Annotated in this window: 16 protein-coding genes; 7 read left to right on the forward strand and 9 right to left on the reverse strand. The window is 66.3% G+C overall.

Annotated elements, in window-relative coordinates; translation table 11 throughout:
* The first annotated feature begins 45 nt into the window (after nt 1-45).
* Both LG3211_RS19805 and LG3211_RS19810 read left to right on the forward strand, forming a co-directional pair.
* On the forward strand, nt 46-1,695 hold the full coding sequence (locus tag LG3211_RS19805) for an alkaline phosphatase family protein (protein ID WP_083512685.1): 1,650 nt from the start codon (nt 46-48) through the stop codon (nt 1,693-1,695).
* Nucleotides 1,695-2,441 (forward strand): hypothetical protein, encoded by a 747-nt coding sequence (locus LG3211_RS19810; protein ID WP_057944332.1) that lies wholly within the window; start codon nt 1,695-1,697, stop codon nt 2,439-2,441. Before LG3211_RS19805 ends, LG3211_RS19810 begins: the two co-directional genes overlap by 1 nt.
* Nucleotides 2,442-2,497: 56 nt before the next feature.
* Here the strand turns inward: LG3211_RS19810 and LG3211_RS19815 are convergent, their stop codons facing one another.
* From LG3211_RS19815 to LG3211_RS26545, 3 genes are all read right to left on the reverse strand, one after another.
* On the reverse strand, nt 2,498-2,965 hold the full coding sequence (locus tag LG3211_RS19815; protein WP_057944333.1) for a hypothetical protein: 468 nt from the start codon (nt 2,963-2,965) through the stop codon (nt 2,498-2,500).
* 63 nt (nt 2,966-3,028) lie between these two features.
* Complete coding sequence (locus LG3211_RS19820; protein ID WP_057944334.1) at nt 3,029-4,303, reverse strand: YcaO-like family protein; 1,275 nt, start codon at nt 4,301-4,303, stop codon at nt 3,029-3,031.
* Nucleotides 4,304-4,384: 81 nt separating this feature from the next.
* Nucleotides 4,385-4,522, reverse strand: coding sequence for a hypothetical protein (locus tag LG3211_RS26545; protein ID WP_187313057.1), 138 nt, complete (start codon nt 4,520-4,522; stop codon nt 4,385-4,387).
* Between the two features lie 516 nt (nt 4,523-5,038).
* On the opposite strand from LG3211_RS26545, the gene LG3211_RS19825 reads away from it, so the two are divergent.
* From LG3211_RS19825 to LG3211_RS19835, 3 genes are all read left to right on the forward strand, one after another.
* Nucleotides 5,039-5,590 (forward strand): hypothetical protein, encoded by a 552-nt coding sequence (locus tag LG3211_RS19825; protein ID WP_057944335.1) that lies wholly within the window; start codon nt 5,039-5,041, stop codon nt 5,588-5,590.
* A gap of 166 nt (nt 5,591-5,756) precedes the next feature.
* Nucleotides 5,757-6,134: a VOC family protein gene (locus LG3211_RS19830; RefSeq protein WP_057944336.1), complete on the forward strand. Its 378-nt coding sequence runs from the start codon at nt 5,757-5,759 to the stop codon at nt 6,132-6,134.
* A gap of 71 nt (nt 6,135-6,205) precedes the next feature.
* Nucleotides 6,206-6,493, forward strand: coding sequence for a hypothetical protein (locus LG3211_RS19835; RefSeq protein ID WP_057944337.1), 288 nt, complete (start codon nt 6,206-6,208; stop codon nt 6,491-6,493).
* Between the two features lie 27 nt (nt 6,494-6,520).
* Here the strand turns inward: LG3211_RS19835 and LG3211_RS19840 are convergent, their stop codons facing one another.
* The 5 genes from LG3211_RS19840 to LG3211_RS19865 form a co-directional block, all read right to left on the reverse strand.
* Nucleotides 6,521-7,312 carry a hypothetical protein gene (locus tag LG3211_RS19840; RefSeq protein WP_057944338.1) on the reverse strand — a complete coding sequence of 264 codons (792 nt, stop codon included), beginning with the start codon at nt 7,310-7,312 and terminating at the stop codon, nt 6,521-6,523.
* A gap of 129 nt (nt 7,313-7,441) precedes the next feature.
* Nucleotides 7,442-9,085 carry a M28 family metallopeptidase gene (locus LG3211_RS19845; protein ID WP_057945621.1) on the reverse strand — a complete coding sequence of 548 codons (1,644 nt, stop codon included), beginning with the start codon at nt 9,083-9,085 and terminating at the stop codon, nt 7,442-7,444.
* Between the two features lie 343 nt (nt 9,086-9,428).
* On the reverse strand, nt 9,429-10,469 hold the full coding sequence (locus LG3211_RS19850) for an McrC family protein (RefSeq protein WP_237049779.1): 1,041 nt from the start codon (nt 10,467-10,469) through the stop codon (nt 9,429-9,431).
* Nucleotides 10,441-13,227 (reverse strand): AAA family ATPase, encoded by a 2,787-nt coding sequence (locus LG3211_RS25030; RefSeq protein WP_237049780.1) that lies wholly within the window; start codon nt 13,225-13,227, stop codon nt 10,441-10,443. Before LG3211_RS25030 ends, LG3211_RS19850 begins: the two co-directional genes overlap by 29 nt.
* A gap of 166 nt (nt 13,228-13,393) precedes the next feature.
* Nucleotides 13,394-14,236: a LysR family transcriptional regulator gene (locus tag LG3211_RS19865; RefSeq protein WP_057944342.1), complete on the reverse strand. Its 843-nt coding sequence runs from the start codon at nt 14,234-14,236 to the stop codon at nt 13,394-13,396.
* A 319-nt stretch (nt 14,237-14,555) separates the two neighbouring features.
* On the opposite strand from LG3211_RS19865, the gene LG3211_RS19870 reads away from it, so the two are divergent.
* The gene (locus LG3211_RS19870; RefSeq protein ID WP_057945622.1) at nt 14,556-16,106 is read left to right on the forward strand and encodes an MFS transporter; all 1,551 of its coding nucleotides are present in this window, start codon (nt 14,556-14,558) and stop codon (nt 16,104-16,106) included.
* 15 nt (nt 16,107-16,121) lie between these two features.
* On the opposite strand, the gene LG3211_RS19875 is transcribed toward LG3211_RS19870, so the two are convergent.
* The gene (locus LG3211_RS19875) at nt 16,122-17,033 is read right to left on the reverse strand and encodes a hypothetical protein (protein WP_057944343.1); all 912 of its coding nucleotides are present in this window, start codon (nt 17,031-17,033) and stop codon (nt 16,122-16,124) included.
* 157 nt (nt 17,034-17,190) lie between these two features.
* Between LG3211_RS19875 and bla the strand changes: the two genes are divergently transcribed.
* On the forward strand, nt 17,191-18,087 hold the full coding sequence (gene bla, locus LG3211_RS19880; RefSeq protein WP_057944344.1) for a class A beta-lactamase: 897 nt from the start codon (nt 17,191-17,193) through the stop codon (nt 18,085-18,087).

Raw genomic sequence — 18,087 nt, forward strand, 5'->3', positions numbered from 1 at the left:
TCCCGCAAAGTGTGGCTCCCTCGATCCCCCGATCCCGAGCCCTCCATGCGCCAGACTCCGAATTCCGTCGCCGCCACCGTTCTCGGCGGCGCCATCTTCACCGCTCTCATCGCCCTGCCCGTGCTGGCCGCGCCCAAACAGGCCGCGCCCAAGTCGCCGGCCCGCCAGGAAAGCGCGCAGCGCTGGTTCGAGGAAGGCGCGCAGACCGCGCGCGACGGCGCCAACCTGCGCCCGAGCCCGTTCAAGGCCAAGAACGTGATTCTGTTCGTCGGCGACGGCATGGGCATTTCCACCATCTCCGCCGCGCGCATCCGCGAAGGCCAGCTCAAGGGCGGCAGCGGCGAAGAGCATTCGCTGTCGTTCGAGCGCCTGCCGTACGTGAGCCTGTCCAAGACCTACTCGGTCGATGGCCAGACGCCGGATTCGGCGCCGACCATGACCGCGATGGTCACCGGCATCAAGACCAACCAGGGCGTGCTCAGCGTCACGCAGAAAGCCAAGTACGGCGACTGCGCCTCCGCGCGCGGCCAGGGCGTGGTCACCATGCTGGAACTGTCCGAGGCGCTGGGCCTTGCGACCGGCATCGTCAGCACCGCGCGCATCACCCACGCCACGCCGGCGGCCACGTATTCGCATACGCCCAACCGCGATTGGGAAAGCGACGCCGAGCTGCCCGCCGAGGCCAAGGCCAACGGCTGCAAGGACATCGCCCGCCAGTTAGTCGAATTCCCCTACGGCGACGGCCTGGAAGTCGCGCTCGGCGGCGGCCGCGGCTACTTCCTGCCCAACACCGTGAGCGATCCGGAAGACGCCGGCGCCGCCGGCCGCCGCAAGGACGGCCGCAACCTGCCGCAGGAATGGGCCGCGCGCGCGGCTTCGCCTTACGTGTGGAACAAGGCCCAGTTCGACGCCGTCGATCCGCGCCGCACCCGCCATCTGCTGGGCCTGTTCGAGCGCTCGCACATGGAATACGAGCAAGACCGCCCGAACGACAGCGGCAAGGAACCGAGCCTGGCCGACATGACCTCGAAGGCCATCGACGTGCTGGAAGCCAACAGCCGCAAAGGCTACTTCCTGATGGTCGAAGGCGGCCGCGTCGATCACGCGCACCACGCCGGCAACGCCAGCCGTGCGCTCACCGACACCATCGCGCTGTCGGACGCGGTGCGCAAGGCGTTGGAGAAGACCTCCGAGCGCGACACCCTGATCATCGTCACCGCCGACCACAGCCACACCTTCACCGTCGCCGGCTATCCCGACCGCGGCAACGACATCCTCGGCAAGGTCGTCACCAACGGCCGACTGGCGCTGGACAAGAACGGCAAGCCCTACACCACGCTGGGCTACGTCAACGGCCCCGGCTACCGCGGCCCGAACGCGCGTCCGGACCTGACCGCGATCGACACCACGCACCAGGATTACCTGCAGGAAGCGACCGTGCCGCTGAGCGATGAAACCCACGCCGCGGAAGACGTCGCCATCTACGCCCGCGGCCCCGGCGCGCATTCGTTCCAGGGCGTGGTCGAGCAGAACACGATCTTCCACGTGATGGCGCAGTCGCAGCGCAACACCAGCATCTTCCTGTGCACCCTGCTGGGCCAGTGCGGCAACGGCCGCGGCCGCTCCGCGATCGCCGCCCCGCTGATGGAAGAAGACCTGCGCGCGGGCATGGCGCGGCAGTCGGCCAAGCTGTGATGCGCAGCGGATCGACCACGCTGGCAGTGCTGTCGTTGTCCATCGCGGTGTCCTTCGCGTTCGCCGGCCCCTCGCGGGCCGGCGGAGCGACGCAAAGCGGCGACGATACGAAGTACGCCGCGCCGGCTGTCGCAACAGCGTCGGCGTCCGCTTCGCAAGCGCTGGTGGCCGAGTACCAAGTCCGCGACGCCAAGGGCGGGCGAACCCTGGTACTGGTGCGCTCGGCCGACCGCATCGAATACCGCATGCAGGGCGAACCGGTGGAGCTGTGGCGCAAGACGCCCGACGGCATCGCGCGGCTGGAACTGTTCGCGAAGGAACAGCGCAGCGTTTCGTGGTCCCCCGGCGATCTGCGCACCATCGGGCAGATGCCGCAGTGGCCGCAACTGGCCAGCCTGATCGACCCCGAACTGCGGACGGCGCTCAAGCGCGACGGCCAGACCAAGGCCTTCGGCACCACCGCCGCGCGCTATAACGGCGAAAGCGCCGAAGGCCAGCCGATAGCGCTGGAATGGATCGAAGCCGACGCCCTGCCCGCGTACTACCGCACCGGCAAGCGCAAGGCCAAGACCGGCGAACCCGGTCTCTACGAACTGCGTCTGCGCAAGCTGGAGCGGGTGAGCGCGGATGCGGCGTTCACCGCGACGATCGACTATCGCGAGACCGATTACGCGGATCTGGGCGATATGGAACTCGATCCGTTCGCGGCGAATTATGTGAAGCAGCACAGCGGCCATACGCACTGAAACAACCGGCCTGTCGGCGGCATCGAACCGCCGCAGGCCGATGCCGTCGCAGCCGATCAATTTGCGGCAGTATCCGCCAGCGACCACTTGAGCACGACGAAGCCGGAGGAATCGCCGGGCACGTGTCTGCGTTCGCTGTCGCCGGCGACCACGGCCTGCAGCCTCCATGGCGAACGCGGATAGCCGAACAGCGCCAGATGGCTGCCGTTTTCGTCGAACGCGCCCAACTCCGGCATATCGGCGCAGTACGGATTCGACGCCGACTTGTTTTCGCCGGGCTGTTTTTCTCCGGCCTGAAAGTCCCCGTGCAGGCAGCGCCTGCTCTTGCGGGGCACCCATCCCATCGCCAGCGCCGCCTTGCGAAAATCGGCGTAGCCGGCTCCGGCGGCGAGATTCTTTTTCGACCTCGCGATGAAATCCGCGGTCGTTTCGGCGCGGGATCGGCTCGGCTTCTTGTCGGTCGCAGGCTCACAGGCAGTCAGCGCCAGGCAGATCAGCGCTATCGTCGGAAGACGAAAATTCATCAGTAACGATCCAAGTATCTTTAGCCGAGCAGATGCCCGGACATCGCACCAGCGGGTTCGCGCTTATCCCGCCGATGTCTCGACAGACGCATCGCGCATCGCGCGCACAGGCAACCCGCCCGTGAGCAACGCCATGCCGCGCCGCCCCGGCGCCATCACCATGCCGGTGGTGACCAGCAGGAAGCGCTCAAGCTCCAGCGATACGCAACTGACCACGCAGAACGCATCGCCCTCGCGGTGATGGACCAAGTGATGCACGTCGATGCCGCGCCCGGCCAGGGTGACGATCAATTCTCGCAGCAACGCCGACGGCGGCTGTCGCTCGCGTTGTGGGTACGACCAGTCCGTCTGCCGCATGCGCTGACGCTCCACCTGAAAATAAGCGCAGGCGCGCAGCTTCGGATACTCGCTCAGCGCCTGCAGCACCTGCCGGCTGTACTCACCCACGGTGGCCAGACGCTGCCCCACCAGCACCGTCTGCACCAGTTCGGTCAGCGCGCGGATCGCCGCATGGCCGGCGTACAAGGACGCGCCGTACCCACTCGGGAATACCGCTTCGCCATCAAGGATGCGATCGGTGGTGGCGATGAATGCCGGCACGCCGAGATCGCTGGTCGCATCGATCAACAACACTTCGCGACCCAGTTGTTCGCTCGCGGCCGCGTGCACCGCCGCGACCGATTCGGGCAGCGAGCCCGGATCGACCCAGGCGCCGAAACTCGAAGCATCGCCCAGGTAATGCGCGAGCAGGAACAACGACCACGAATCGCGTTCGATCAGTTCGCCGATCGCATGCACCGCCGCTTCTTCCAGGCTGGCGCCGATCGCGGTCCCGCTGTTGGAGCCGTAGCGGATCACGCTGGCGTAGTCGAAGTCGTCGCCCGGCAACAGATCCGCCAGCGCATTGGGCCGGCACAGGAACGCCGGCACGGCGAGCGCGTCGCCATCGCTTTCATCGAAAAACCGGCGATAGCACAGGCAACTCAGTTGCCGCGAGGCCTGCCGGCCGAACTCGGCAACGAACGGCAACGCGGCATACCGCGGATCGGCGAACAGTTGCGTGGCGGCGCGCAATTCCACGCGTTCTTGCGGCGCACAGCTGTTCGCGTAGATATGCTCCACCGCCTCGTACAACGCGCCGACCCGCGCCGCCTCGGGCTCGCCCTTGCCGAAGCCGCTGCCGATGGCCTCGCCGTCGGCGTCGTGCACCATGCACAGCGCGCCTTGCAGCCCCGTGTCGCTGCTGTCGATGCGCGCGCTCCAGCCTTGCTGGGCGATAAAGGCCCTCACCACTCGCTCGGCCCCGGCCAGCGACCGCTCGCGTTCCAACGGAATCATGCCCGCGCTCCTTGCGCCATGGGTTCGCAAAAACGAAGCGGCCCGGCCTGAGCCGCGCCGCTTCGCTCACACCCTCGCCGCTTACTTGGCGAGCAGATCCAGGATCGCCTTCTCTTCCGGCGTCGGCGCCGGCGCCTGGTTCTGGCTGACCTGCTGCTGCGCGGCAATGGCCAGGCTGACAGGCGACTTGACGATGGTCGTTCCGATCAACTTCTTCATACAGTCCCTCGTAGGTGTTGGTGCAAGCGATAAATCCCCGCAGTGCCGGACCATGGCGCCGGTGTGAACCGCGCGCTCGCGGCGGCCTGCTGATCAGCAATACGCCGGCCGTGACCGGGGAGTCAATCACAACCAGATCGCGGGCCGTGTGGTTATGCGACTGCGGCCACAGATTCGCGGGTTTTGGCTGGGGCCGGCGGGTTCACGGCGCCGCCTTTCCCGGCGAACAGACGCCTGGGTCCAACGTAACTGCGAAACGAAACGGCGACGACAAACGGGCCCGCGAGCGCTAGCCGCAAACACCCGCGGCCAATCGCCGCAAGGCCTACAGCGCATGCGCTGCAACCTGTCGAATTTCCGCGTTCGATGCGATCACGAACGCACACAGCGAAACATCCGCTTTGCCGCATCCGCCCGAAGCGCGCCGCGCGGTGATGAACGCGATCGATCCATGTTAGCTGTTGCACCGCGAACGCCCCGATGCGTTCGCATCACTCACAAAAGGAACTTGAACGAATGAAGACGATGCTTAAGCAACTCGCGGGCCTGACCGCGCTGTCGATGGCCCTGATCGCCGCTTCCCCCGCCTACGCGCAGAACGCCCACGCCGGCCTCAACGTCCGCGCGGCGGCGCCCGCGGGCGTGACTCTCGTAGCGTTGAACCGCTACGTCGATTCGGGCTTTCGCCGCTTGCACTGGACCAGCCTGATCCCGCCGTACGGCTCGGTTTCCTACACCCTGCAAGGCGCATCGGGCTCGGTATCGAGCACGCCGTTCGATGGCTCGCATCCGTTGTACAGCTGCTTCCTGACCAATCCGAACATCGTCGGCCAGCGCGACGACTTCACCTCGACCGATCCCAACTGCGAAGGCCAGCAACGTCATCCCGGCGCCTGGGGCCAGAACGGCTACATCGCATCGACCAACATCCCCGGCACCATTCCCCTGTACCGCTGCCTGTACAACAACGGCCAAGGCTGGTTCGACCACTTCGACACCGTGCACGCCAACTGCGAAGGCGGATCGAACGTGGTGAACGAAGGCATTCAGGGTTACGTTTTCAACTGAGTTGCCGGTGCCCGCTCCGAGTATGGAGCGGGCACTTTTCTACCCCGCCTGGCGCGCGATGTTAGGCGACTTAGCGAAGGCAGCGGACTGGGTGTATCGCCAACGCATTCGCATCGACCCGGCATCGTCTACGATCAACAGAACACTCTCAGCCGATCGTCCGCCCATGACCGCGCTCAACCTGCGAACCGTCGAAGCCAAAGTCTTCGTGCCAGCCCGCGGCTTCGAGTTGTCGAAACGCTTCTACACCGCGATCGGTTTCGCCATTCCGTGGTCGTCGGACGATCTGGCCTACGTCCATCACGGCGACTGCAGTTCCCTGTTGCAGAAGTTCTACCTCGCCCAGCACGCGCAGAACTTCCAGATGCATCTGCTGGTGGAGAACGCCGACGATTGGTGGCGGCATCTGGCCGAGCAGAACATCGCGCAGACCTTCGGCGTGGACATCGGCGCACCCGAGGATCGGCCATGGATGATTCGCGATTTCACCCTGGTCGATCCGACGGTAGTGTTGTCACGGATTGGGCATAACTTGCCGGTGTGATGTCATTGTCCGGCTGAGACCTGCGAGACTGCGGCGGTCCGGGATCGCCGCCGGGTAGATAGGAGCGCGACATGCCAACCGATTTTTCATTGATTATCTTCAAAGCGGATTCCGTCGAGGTGGTCTGCGAGCGCTGGCTCGGTGGCAAATCCACCTATGGCGCTGCGTTGGATGTGCTCTCGCGACCGCCGACGTTGGCGCAGCTCGGACTCGAATGCTGGTCACCGGTTTCACCGGATGAGGTACAGCTCATCGCCGTTCACAGCTATGTGGATGGCGCCACGCCCGAGGATATCGTCGAGCTGTCGTCGCGTTTTCCGTCACCGCTCTATCTTTGGACGTTGGAACGCGACTACTGATTCCATACCGGAGTTACGCCTCCCCCATCAAACCCGCGAAACAAACTCCAAACACAACCGCCCCTCCGCCTGACTGGCGACAATCTCCACCCCCTCCCCCGAATCAAGATCGAACCCCACCGTCGCCGATTCCATCCGATTCGGCTTCTCCGGGTCCCACTCGCGCAACGTCACCGTGTGCGAGCCGGCGGACAGGCGAACGTATACGGCGTTGGCGGGGGCGTGGTCGGCGAGGTAGCTCGGGGTGCGGGCGATGTTGCGGTCGACGTAGAGCTTGTGTTCGGCCAACAGCAGGCCGCCGACGGCGCGCACCAGCAGGCTGCAGGTTTGCGAGCGTTCGGCGAGTTCGTGCCGGCTCGGCAAGGGCGGCGGCCATTCGCCGGGTTTCAGGTCGCGGCCCAGCACGTAGCGGTGGCCGTGTTCGAGTTCGAACAACCAGTGCTCGCGCGGTTGTACCTGGCCGTCTTTCACCGGGACGTAGGCGCCGGGGCCGCCGAAGCGTTCGCTCATGCACAGCCAGAAGTCGCCCGGCATCGCTTCGTTGACGATGTCGGCGGGGCGGCCCTCATGGAAGGGGTAGTCGAAGGCGACCAGCGAGATCCGCGCGTCGGCGTCCACCCGATACACGCAGCGGTAGCCGGCCCACAGCGCCGAGCACAGGAAGCGCCGGTCGGGCGTGGCCTGCGCGCGCGCGCGGTAGAGATCGCCCCATTGCCGGGGCGCGTCGGGGTCGCACAGCAGTACGTTGCGCAGGTGCAGGCCGTCGAAGTCGAGGGCCTCGCATTCGTTGAGCAGGACGTGGGGCGTTTGCGCGGTCATATCGGGGGGCCTGTCCGTGGCGGGTGTCGCCCTTGCGGGCGGAAACGAACGCGGCCGCGCGGAGGCGAGCTCCGGCGCGGCCGCGACGTCCAGCATCGCGCCGGCATCGGCCGGCGCGATTGAACCGTGTTACTTGGCGCCGCGGTCGGCCGCGCTCGCATCGCGCGCCGCGCGGAACTCCGAATCCTGGCTCCAGTTCGGCCAGCGGTTCGAATTGGCCAGATCGTTGCCCAGGGTGTAGAGCACCTGCAGGTCGCGCGCCATGCCGGTGAAGGTCCAGCTGGACTCCCACTGGTCGGCGGGCTGGTGGTAGCGATCGCGGGTGTAGGCCTCTTGCTCGGCCTTGCCCGCGGCTTGCCCGCCATCGACCTTGTCTTCGCCCGAGCCGAACGAGACCGCCGGCACGCCGCGCTTGGCGAAGGGGAAATGATCGGAGCGGAAGAAGTGCCCGGCTTCCGGCTTCGGGTCGGTGACGTAGTTGAGGTTCCAGCGCTGGCCGGTGGCGATCAGCTCATCCAGCAGCTCCTGCTTGGCGCTGCCGGAAGTGGTGAAGTCGCGCGACGGGCCGGTCGGATCGAGCGCGTCCATGTTGATGACGGCGACGGTCTTGCTCAGCGGGTACAGCGGACGCGCAGAGTAGTACTCCGAACCCAGCAGGCCCTTTTCTTCCGCGGTGACGTTGAGCAGCACCACCGAGCGCTGCGGCTTCTTGCCCTTGGCGAAGGCGCGGCCGATTTCGATCAGCGCCGCGGTGCCGGTGGCGTTGTCCACCGCGCCGTTGTAGATCTTGTCGCCCTTCGCATCGGGCTGGCCGACGCCCAGGTGATCCCAATGCGCGCTGTAGATGACGGTCTCGTCGGGCTTCTTGCTGCCTTCGATACGGCCGACGATGTTCTGCGAGGTGATCACCGCGCTGTCGACCACGTAGTTGGCCGAGAGGGTGACGTTCTTCAGCGTGACCGGCTTGAACTCGCGGGTCTGCGCCTGCTTCTTGAGCTTGTCGAAGTCCAGGCCGGCGCTCTTGAGCAGGCTCACGGCGAAGTCGCGCTGGATCCAGCCTTCCATGGTCGGGTGCGAGGCGCCGGGCTTGTCGCGGACCACGTCGAACATGGTGTTGGTGTTGGAGTTCTTGACCGTGGCCCAGCCGTAGGAGGCCGGATCGGTCTCGTGCACGATCAGCAAACCGACCGCACCGCGGCGCGCGGCCTCTTCGAACTTGTAGGTCCAGCGGCCGTAGTAGGTCATGGCCTTGCCGCCGAAGTCGCCCTGGCCGGATTCGAAGTCCGGGTCGTTGATCAGGACGATGGCGATCTTGCCTTTCAGATCGACGTTCTTGAAGTCGTCCCACTGGCGCTCGGGCGCGGTGATGCCGTAGCCGGCGAACACCAGCGGGGCGTTCTTGATGGCGACGTTGGTGGAGCCGTCGAGCGCGGCGCGCACGGCGATCTCGTTGCCCTGGGTCAGGGCGCGGGCCTTCTTCTTCACCGACACCGACAAGCTAGGCGTGCCGGCGATTTCCGCGCGCAGCAGCGGCACCGGCTGGGTCCACAGGCGCTTGCCGTCCTTGAGCTCGCCGCCGGGCTGGACGCCGGCCGCCTTAAGCTGGGCGACGACGTAGTCGATGGTCTTGGTCTCGCCGGCGGTGGCCGGGCCGCGGCCCTCGAACTCGTCGGAGGACAGCACCTTCACTTCCTCCGACAGGCGCTTGGTGTCGAAGGTGGGGGCTTTGGGCGCCTTCGGCGCTTTGGCCGGCTTGGCGGCGATGGCCGGCATCGAAAGGACGGCGGCGCAGAGCACCGCCAACGGGGTGGCGATTGGGAACTTCATGGGGAGGCCCTCGGATGGTCCGGCCGATACTAGCCAGGAGGGCGTGATGGGTCTATCGGCCGTTGGGCATTTGTGGCGCGGAGCGGAAGCGGAAGCGCCGGCCGACGGGGTTCGGACGATGAGGCGGGCGCGCCTGCCCGGGCATACCCGCCACGGAGGGGCCGGCACGGACGGGCTCATCGGCGCGGTGAACCCTGGGTCGGCCGAGCCTCCGACGGTGGCCGCCAGGACGTCGGCCCGGACCGGACCGGCGACGGCCTGGTCTGCCAGGCAAGCGCGAGCAAAGGCGCTACGACAAGCGCTCGTCCAGGCCGAGCACGATGTCGCGTTCCAGATCGAACGGCAGTACCCGCAAGCGCAGACTGTCGGAGTAGACGAACTCCTCCAGCGGCGCGTGAAAGTCGACGGTTTTCGGATAGACCAGAAACAACTCGCCGCGATCGTCCAGATAGTGCCGGCCATAGGCGAACAGCTGATAGAAATCCGATTGCGCCAGCCCGTACTTCTCGCCGGCCATGCCGCGCGAGACGTCCAGCCGTTTCCACTTGGTATCGAGTACCCAGCTGCGATCGCGGCGCGACAGCAGGAAATCGGGCTTGAGCTGGAACCAGTCGCGCTCGCGGTGGCGGCACAGGTGACGCGAGGACGCGCCGGGTTTGACCGCGGTGTCGGCCGGCAACTGGCGCCGCAGACATGCCTCGACATAGCGCTCGAACACCCGTTCCATCGGGAACAGCAAACTCAGGCCGCGCCATGCTCCAGCGACGGCGAGCGGACTGTGGCCGCCGAGAATCACGCTGCACCAGGGCTTCAACGGCCGGTAGTGGGCCATCAAGCGATCCTCGCGCCAGTCGCGAAAATCCGTGGCGTGATCGGCGCTGACGGGCACCGCCGCCAGATAGCTGGCGAGTTCCCGCGACAAGCGCCAATTGCGCGGGTCGCCGGTCAGCTTGCAGACCCGGTCGAGCGCGCTGCGCAGCAAGCGGTTTTCCGCTCGGTCGCAATCGAATATGTCGTGCTCGATCTGGAACAGGTGCTCGCGTCCGGGCGGTTGCCGCAGCTGCCGCGTGACATCCAGCCGACCGCGCAGATAGCGCTGTTGCTCGCGCACGGCGCGGTAATCGAAGCGTATGCCGCGCTTGATCAGATGGTCGAGGCCTTCGAGAAACTGCCGCATCACCCATTCGGTCAGCGGCGCATCGAAGGTACGCAAATGCGTCGCGGCGCTTTCGCGCGGGCTCAGATTGAGGCAGCGCGACAGCATCTTGCACAACAGATTGCGGGCGGCAGCGACGGCCTGCTCATCCTGGCCGTCGACGTGCTTGGGCAATATCTCGATGCGGGTGCCGCACGGCGCCTCGATCACACCGACATAATTGTCCAATCGCAGCCAACGCCGACCCTCGAGTTGCACCAGGGCCGCGCCGGATGCGCGCAGGCGTTCGCTTTCCGCGCACAGCCAGTCGAAGACAGCGACGGGAACGGCGGCTTCGTCCAGGGAACCCGCGGCCGCGCCGGTGGTCAGACGCGCGTACTCGCGGACAGTGACCAGAGCGGCCATGGTCAGACCGCGATGATGCCGCGATAACTGTCGGCCTGGCCGAACGCTTCCGTATCGACCTGCCAGATCCGGTTTTCAAGCGGCCAAATCGGTCGTGCTGCCGAACAGGCCTTCGACCGACCGCTTGGGCTCGATGATGAATCGATGCCCTTCGGCCTTGTTCTGATCGTTGAGCACCCAGCGGATTCGTTCCCAGTCCTCGAAGAAGTATTCCTGCAGCAGCGGCAGAATCTGATTGCGGAACACGGCGGCCAGACGCGACAGGCTGCGCTCCTTGTCGAGCGCCATGAAATACGCATGCCCCAGGTGATGGTCGCGATCGAGCAGAACCTCGATGCGCCGATTCATGACCGCGAGCATCTCGCCGATATTGACGCCTTCCACGACGATCGCAGACAGCAACTCGGGCCGCGACGGCATCTCGGAAGAACTCGAAGCGGCGCCGCAGGGCGATGTCCAGCCCGGTCAGGGAGCGGTCGGCGGTGTTCATCGTTCCGATCAAATGGACATTGCCCGGAACCCCGAACCTCTCCTTCGAATAGGGAAGGATGACCTCCAGCGCCTCGTCCTCGCCGACGCGCTTGGACGGCTCGATCAAGGTGATCAGCTCGCCGAAAATACGCGAGATATTCCCGCGATTGATCTCGTCGATAATCAGTACGTGCGGCCGCGCGCCGGGCTGCGCTTCGCCCTGCAGCCCCAGCAGCTGCTCCAGCTTGTCGCGGTCTATGGAGCCGTCGTGCAACTGGTAGATCGTCATCTGGCTGAACTGATTGTGCATCAGCTGATCGAGCGGCAAGGATGGCTCGTAGACGCGCAGCCAGCGGATCGCGCGGCATTGCGTGTACTCGTCGCCCTCGCGCGGAACCGGGCGGTAATCGCCGATGACCTCACCGATGGCGCGGAACTTCTGCAGGCCGTCGCTGACGACCAGCAAATCGCCCTGCTTGATCCGCAGCAGGAACGTCGCCACCGCGGTCACGGCGTAATCGCCGGACTCCACCTTCTGGCCTTCGCGCAGGAAGCGTTGGTAGACCTCGGCCCGGGTAGTGCAACCACTGAAGTCGATGCCGTCGCCGTACCCCAGCAGCGCGATGCCGTTCTTGATGCATTCCTCGTAGATGTACGAATCGCTGCCCCGGCTGTTGCCGAGCGACATCTTCCAGATGCGCTTACCGGAAAGGTCGAACGGCGCCTGCGCTTTCCTGGCTATCTTCGCGCCGGCGGCCGCGGCGCAGATCGATTTGAATACGCCATCGTCCACTTCATAACGCAGGGCGCCGCCATCGACCGGCGCATGTGCGCGGATTCCTTCGACGAAATCCTCGTAGCTGAAGCTTTGATGGAAGGTCACGAACTGCACCAGCTTGTCGTGGACCAATTCGTCGAAACGCTTTTTCAAGACTGCGCGCCCGCCCGGGTCGGCGGCATGTTGGGCCAACAGGTCCGGAGCGAGGATTTCCAACGCCTTGTCGATCGCGTGATAGGTCTTGCCCGTGCCCGGCGGGCCAAACAGAATCTGATTGAGGGGCGGCTTGCTCATCATCGGGGTCCTTTCGAAAGGCGGCTCGGCGACTCGGTTGCGGACAGGCGACACGGCGGGGAGCTGGCGCGAAATCAGGTAGCGCCCTTCGGCTTCCGGCGAGATGTGGACGATGTCGCCGGCCTTGATGTCCGCGTCGGAAAAATAACGGTTCAAGCGCTTGCGCAGGCGGCCACGGGTGTCGCTCGACGCGCGGATGTCGGACTCGAATTCGAATCCGGTGTCGGTGCGGAAGCGCGCGACTTCGCCATGTTCCTCGTCGCCTAAGCCACCCCGCATGTTTTCGGGAAACGGCGCCGACACCAGATTGAGGGTCAGATAGCCGTTGCGCACCGCGCCGTCGGTGAGCTTGATCGCGTAGGGATTGTTGCGCGCCCACTCCCGCCACAAGCGATGACTGAAGGCGACGATGGACTCGGACTGCGGCCGGCGCGCGGCGATGTCGCGATACAGCCGGCTTTGCGGCAATTCGCGGCGGCTGTTCGCCGGCAGGCCGAGAAATCCCAGCAACGGCTTGCGCAGGTAGACGCAGACGATCTGCGGCGACTGCCGGGACTGATAGTGAAAGGCGATTTTCCAGCGGTACGCCTCGCCCAACGGGCTGGCGTCGATGTCCTCGAGCCGGCCATCGCGCGCGGCCGTGGCCACGGCTATTACTTCGCGCCTGACCGCTTCGAAGGCCTCGGCCGCGGTCCGGCCGAACTTGCGATACCAGCCGTACTGGCCGTCGTATGCACGCGAAAGATCGTCGTCGGCCGCCGTGGTGGCGATAGCGGTGGCGGCGACGCGGGAGTAAATGCCGAACTTGAACGCCGATCCGCCCCAGATGCTGCCCAGGCCGTCCAGCCGGCTTTCCATCCAGTAGACGAAACTGTTCTTGTCGCCGGCGGTGGCGTATTCGGGCAGCGTCATCGTGCGCAGACGCTCGATCGGCCAGGCCTGAAGGAAATCGTCCCAGACGCGAGTGTCTTGATCGAACGCCATCGATTCTGTCCCTGTCCCTGGAAGCTCGCGGAACGATACAACAATCGCGATGGTCTGAGCGCTGGATCGGCAAGGTCGAATGTATGCCTACGCGGGCCGGTTTCGTACGAACGGCCGCGGATGCTTCATCGCCGAATCAACCGCCGCACGAACCGGCCGCGCAAAGTTACGGCAACTCCAACACCAACTTGCCGAACTCCGCCACCGCCGGCGTGCACCCGCCCGGCCGGCGCAGCAGCACGAATTCGGCCGGCGGCAGCGAGGGCAGGCCGTATTGGCCGTCGACGATGCGCATGCCGGGCAGGACGTCGTCCTCGATCATCACGGTGATGCCCAGGCCCGCGGAGATCGCCGCGTTCAAGCCTTGCGAGCTGGGCGAGGTGAACATCACGTGCCACTCCACATCGGTGCCGTCGAGCGCGGACACGCCGATCTGGCGGTTGATGCACGGCGAGGGGAAAAACGCGAACGGCAGCGAGCGGCCGGGGGCGACGTCGAAGGTGTCCGATGCGACCCAGACGAAACGCGTGCGCCGCAGCACCGTGTCGGCGGCGCCGCCGGGCAATGCGATGACGACGGCCAGATCGAGCTCGTCGGCATCGACCATCTGGCGCAGGTCCATGCTCATGCTCACGCTGATGTCCATGCGCACGGCCGGGAACGCGCGGGTGAACTGGCACAGCAGGTTGGGCAGGCGGTCGCCGATGAAATTTTCCGGCACGCCGAATCGCACCACGCCGGTGATCGGCGAGGGCTGGAAGCGCCGCGACAGCGCGTCCAGCGATTGCAGGATCTGTTCGGCGTGGCGCAGGAAGTCTTCGCCGTCCTCGGTCAGGGTCAGCCGGCGCGTGGTGCGGTGAAGCAGCGAGCAGCCCAGCTGTTCCTCCAGGCGGCGGATCTGATGGCTGACCGCGGACTGGGTCAGGTGCAGGCGCTCGGCCGCGCGGGTGAAGCCGCCGGATTCGGTCACGGCGACGAAGGTTCGCAGCAGGGTCGGGTCCAGGTCCATGCCGTCAGCATACGTCGATTGATGATTGCGATTAATAGACCCTACAAAATTTAATCATTTCCCTCATGAGTCGGGTTTGGCCAGAATGATCGCCATCGACTCGCCACCGCCGCTTTCGTGGGAGGGGTTTGCACCCCGGGGCCTTTCGATCAGCGCTTGCATTTAATTGGTATCGGATCGAAAGCGCCGGGGCGCAAGCCCCTGCCACGACAGCCGCCGCCCCTCCCGCTTGCCTAATCCCGAACCGCGCCGCCCCGGCGTGCGCGGCGACGCCGCGCCGTGGCCGCCGCCCTCGGCCGCTTTCACGAAGGACGCCGCAATGACCTTGTCCCCCGCCGCCCGAAACACCCTCGCGTTGGCCGCCGTCAGCCTGGCCGCGCTGATGTTCGGCCTGGAAATCTCCAGCGTGCCGGTGATCCTGCCGACCCTGGAGCAGCAACTGCACGGCGACCTGCGCGACATGCAGTGGGTGATGAACGCCTACACCCTGGCCTGCACCACCGTGCTGATGGCCGCCGGCACCCTCGCCGACCGCTACGGCCGTCGCCGCGTGTTCGTGATCAGCACGATCGCCTTCGGCCTGACTTCGCTGTTGTGCGGCTGGGCGCAGAGCATGCCGGTGCTGATCGGCGGACGTTTCCTGCAAGGGCTGGCCGGCGGCGCGATGCTGACCAGCCAGTTCGCGATCCTCTCGCATCAGTTCCGCGACGGCCGCGAACGCAGCCGCGCGTTCGCGGTGTTCGGCATCGTGTTCGGCGCCGGGCTGGGCTTCGGGCCGATCATCGGCGGCGCGATCGTGGCGCTGTCGAACTGGCATTGGGTGTTCCTGGTGCACGCGCCGCTGGCGCTGCTGACCTGGGCGCTGATCGCGCTGGGCGCGCAGGAATCGCGCGAAGCGCAATCGCACAAGCTCGACCGCGCCGGCCTGCTGACCTTGTCGCTGGGCGTGCTGGGGCTGACCTACTACATCACCCAGGCGCCGGAATCGGGCTATGCCGATCCGCTGCTGTTGGGCGTGCTCGCGCTCACCGTGCTGAGCCTGATCGCGTTCGTGCGGGTGGAAAAACGCCATCCGCATCCGATGTTCGATTTCGGCGTGTTCCGCATCCGCGAATTTTCCGGCGCGATCATGGGCTCGATCGGTATGAACTTCAGCTTCTGGCCGTTCATGATCTACCTGCCGATCTATTTCCAGAGCGCGCTGGGCTACGACACCGTCACCGCCGGTCTGGCTTTGCTGGCCTACACCTTGCCGACGCTGGCGATGCCGCCGCTGGCCGAGCGCTGGTCGGCGCGCTATCGCCCGGGCTGGATCATTCCGCTGGGCCTGTTCGCGATCGGCCTGGGTTTCCTGGCGATGCGCTACGGCAGCGCGCGGTCTGATGCGAGCTGGATCACCATGCTGCCCGGCGCCCTGCTGGCCGGCTGCGGCCTGGGCCTTACGAATACGCCAGTCAGCAACACCACGACCGGATCGGTGCCGGCCTCGCGCACCGGCATGGCCTCGGGCATCGACATGAGCGCGCGGCTGATCACGCTGGCGATCAATATCGCGTTGATGGGTTTGATCCTGATCGCCGGCATCGCCGCGCATCTGCGCTCGGTGTACGGAGCCGCGCTCGACGGCACACAGTTGCGCGCGTTGGCCGGACGGGTGGCGGCGGGCGATTTGAGCGCGGCGCAGGCCCTGCGTTTGCCGGGTCAGGTGCAGGAGATAGCGCGCGAGGCGTTGGTCCACGGCTTCGGCTGGGTGCTGTGGTACGGCGGCCTGGGCGTGTGGGTGCTGGCCGCGCTGAGTCTGGCGCTGTTCGCGCCCGCGCGCGCGGCGACGCCAGCGGCGGGCGCAAAGGCGGAAGCCTGCGGCCGGTAGGCAAGGATCGCCCGCTCAGAAGAACGCGATCCCCGGCCGCAACGCGAACTGGAAGATCAGCAACTGCGCCGCCACCATCAGCGCCGCGCCCAATGCCGACGGCGCGGATTCGACCTGTCCGATCCGCTGCGGCCTGGCGAACCAGGCATAGGCCTGCAGCCAGAACACGCCGATCACGAATTCCGCCACCGGCACGATCGCGACCTGATCCAGACTGCCCGGCACCCGCATCGCGACGATCACCGGCAGGGCCAGCAACGCCGGCAAGGTCGCGGTGCGCAGCATGAAGCCGCTGCGGCGCAGCGGCGTGGCGACATCGCCGGCGTTGGCGGCGAACTCCAGCAGCGGCCGGGCGAAACGCGTCGCCAGGATCACGATGACCGGCAAGGCGATGCCGGCCAGCACCAGCTTGGTCGCCTCGCTCAACTGCAGATAGTCGAAGGCCATGCCGACATCGTTCTGCGGAATCACCGCGCCCACCACCACCTGCGGCAGCGATTGAAAGAAGCCGTGAAAGGCGGTCCACAGTACGAACAATCGCAAGCTCGCCGAGCGCGGCGGGCGCAGCTTCAACCACAGGCTGAAGCCGATCGCGGTCAGCAGGATCGCCAACGCGCCGGTGCCCTGGAACAACCGCGCCAGCGGGTTGTCGCCGTCCCAATGATGATTGTTGTGGAACAGCGTCGCCTTCAATCCCGGCGTCAAGGCCTTGGGCAGCACCAGGAACAATTCCTGGATGAAGAAGATCAGGCTGAAGCTGAACGCATACATGAGGCCCGAGTTGAGCGACAGCCGCCAATCCCAGCGCGCGCGCGGCGGCACCGGTCCGCGCTCGCGGCGCAGCAGGCCGAACAGCGCGAACGCCAGCGGCGCTGCGACCACGGCGAACAAAGAGGCGTAGACGACACAGGCGGTACTGGCGTTCATGCGGGCGCTCGCAGGATGTTGACAGGTGTTGATGCCAGCACCGCCGCCGCGGTTGCAGGTGCTGCAAGGATTTCTTTTGCCTGCCGCGAGAAATCCTCGTTTGTCGGCGCCGCGGCGGCTGCGAATAATCCAGGCTCGCCCCGAAGGAGATCCCCCGATGCAACGACGTCACTTTCTGCAATGCGCCAGCGGCCTGCTGTTGGCCGCCGGCACCGGCGCCGCGTTCGGCGCCGCCGCGCCCAAGGCCGGGCACGAGCCCGACTGGAACGCCCGCCTGCGCGCATTGGAGAAGCCCACCGGCGGCCGCCTCGGCGTGGCCGCGATCGACACCGGCAGCGGCCAGAGCATGCAGTGGCGCGGCGATGAGCGCTTTCGCATGTGCAGCTCGTTCAAGTACCTGCTGGCCGCGGCGGTGTTGCGTCAGGTCGAACTGGGCAAGCTGACGCTGGATCGCAAGGTTCCGATCACCGCCGCCGACATGATCTCGCACGCGCCGTTCACCCAGCCGCTGGTGGGCTCCAGCGCCACCGTCGCGCAGTTGTGCGAAGCCACCACCACGCTCAGCGACAATCCGGCGGCGAACCTGCTGCTGCCGCTGGTCGGCGGACCGCAGGGGTTGACACGGTTTCTGCGCGATATCGGCGACACCGTCACCCGTTGCGATCGCACCGAGCCCGAGCTCAACCGCGGCGCGGCCGACGATCCGCGCGACACCAGCTCGCCGCTGGCGCAGGTGGCGACGATGCGCGCGCTGCTGCTCGGCGATGCGCTGAAGCCGGCATCGAGAGAACAGCTGACCGCATGGCTGGTCGCGAACAAGACCGGCGACAAGCGCCTGCGCGCGGGCCTGCCGGCGGGCGTGCGGGTTGGCGACAAGACCGGCACCGCCGGCGAGGCCAATAACGATGTCGGCATCGTCTGGCCGCCGGGGCGCGCGCCGATCCTGATCGTGAGTTATCTGCAGACCGCCAAGCTCGACGACGCCGCGCGCGATGCGGTGCATGCGCAGGTCGCGCGGCTGGTGTACTCGGCCTGGGGCGGCGCGGCGGCGTGA

It is taken from the genome of Lysobacter gummosus (genome assembly GCF_001442805.1).
GTDB lineage: Bacteria > Pseudomonadota > Gammaproteobacteria > Xanthomonadales > Xanthomonadaceae > Lysobacter > Lysobacter gummosus.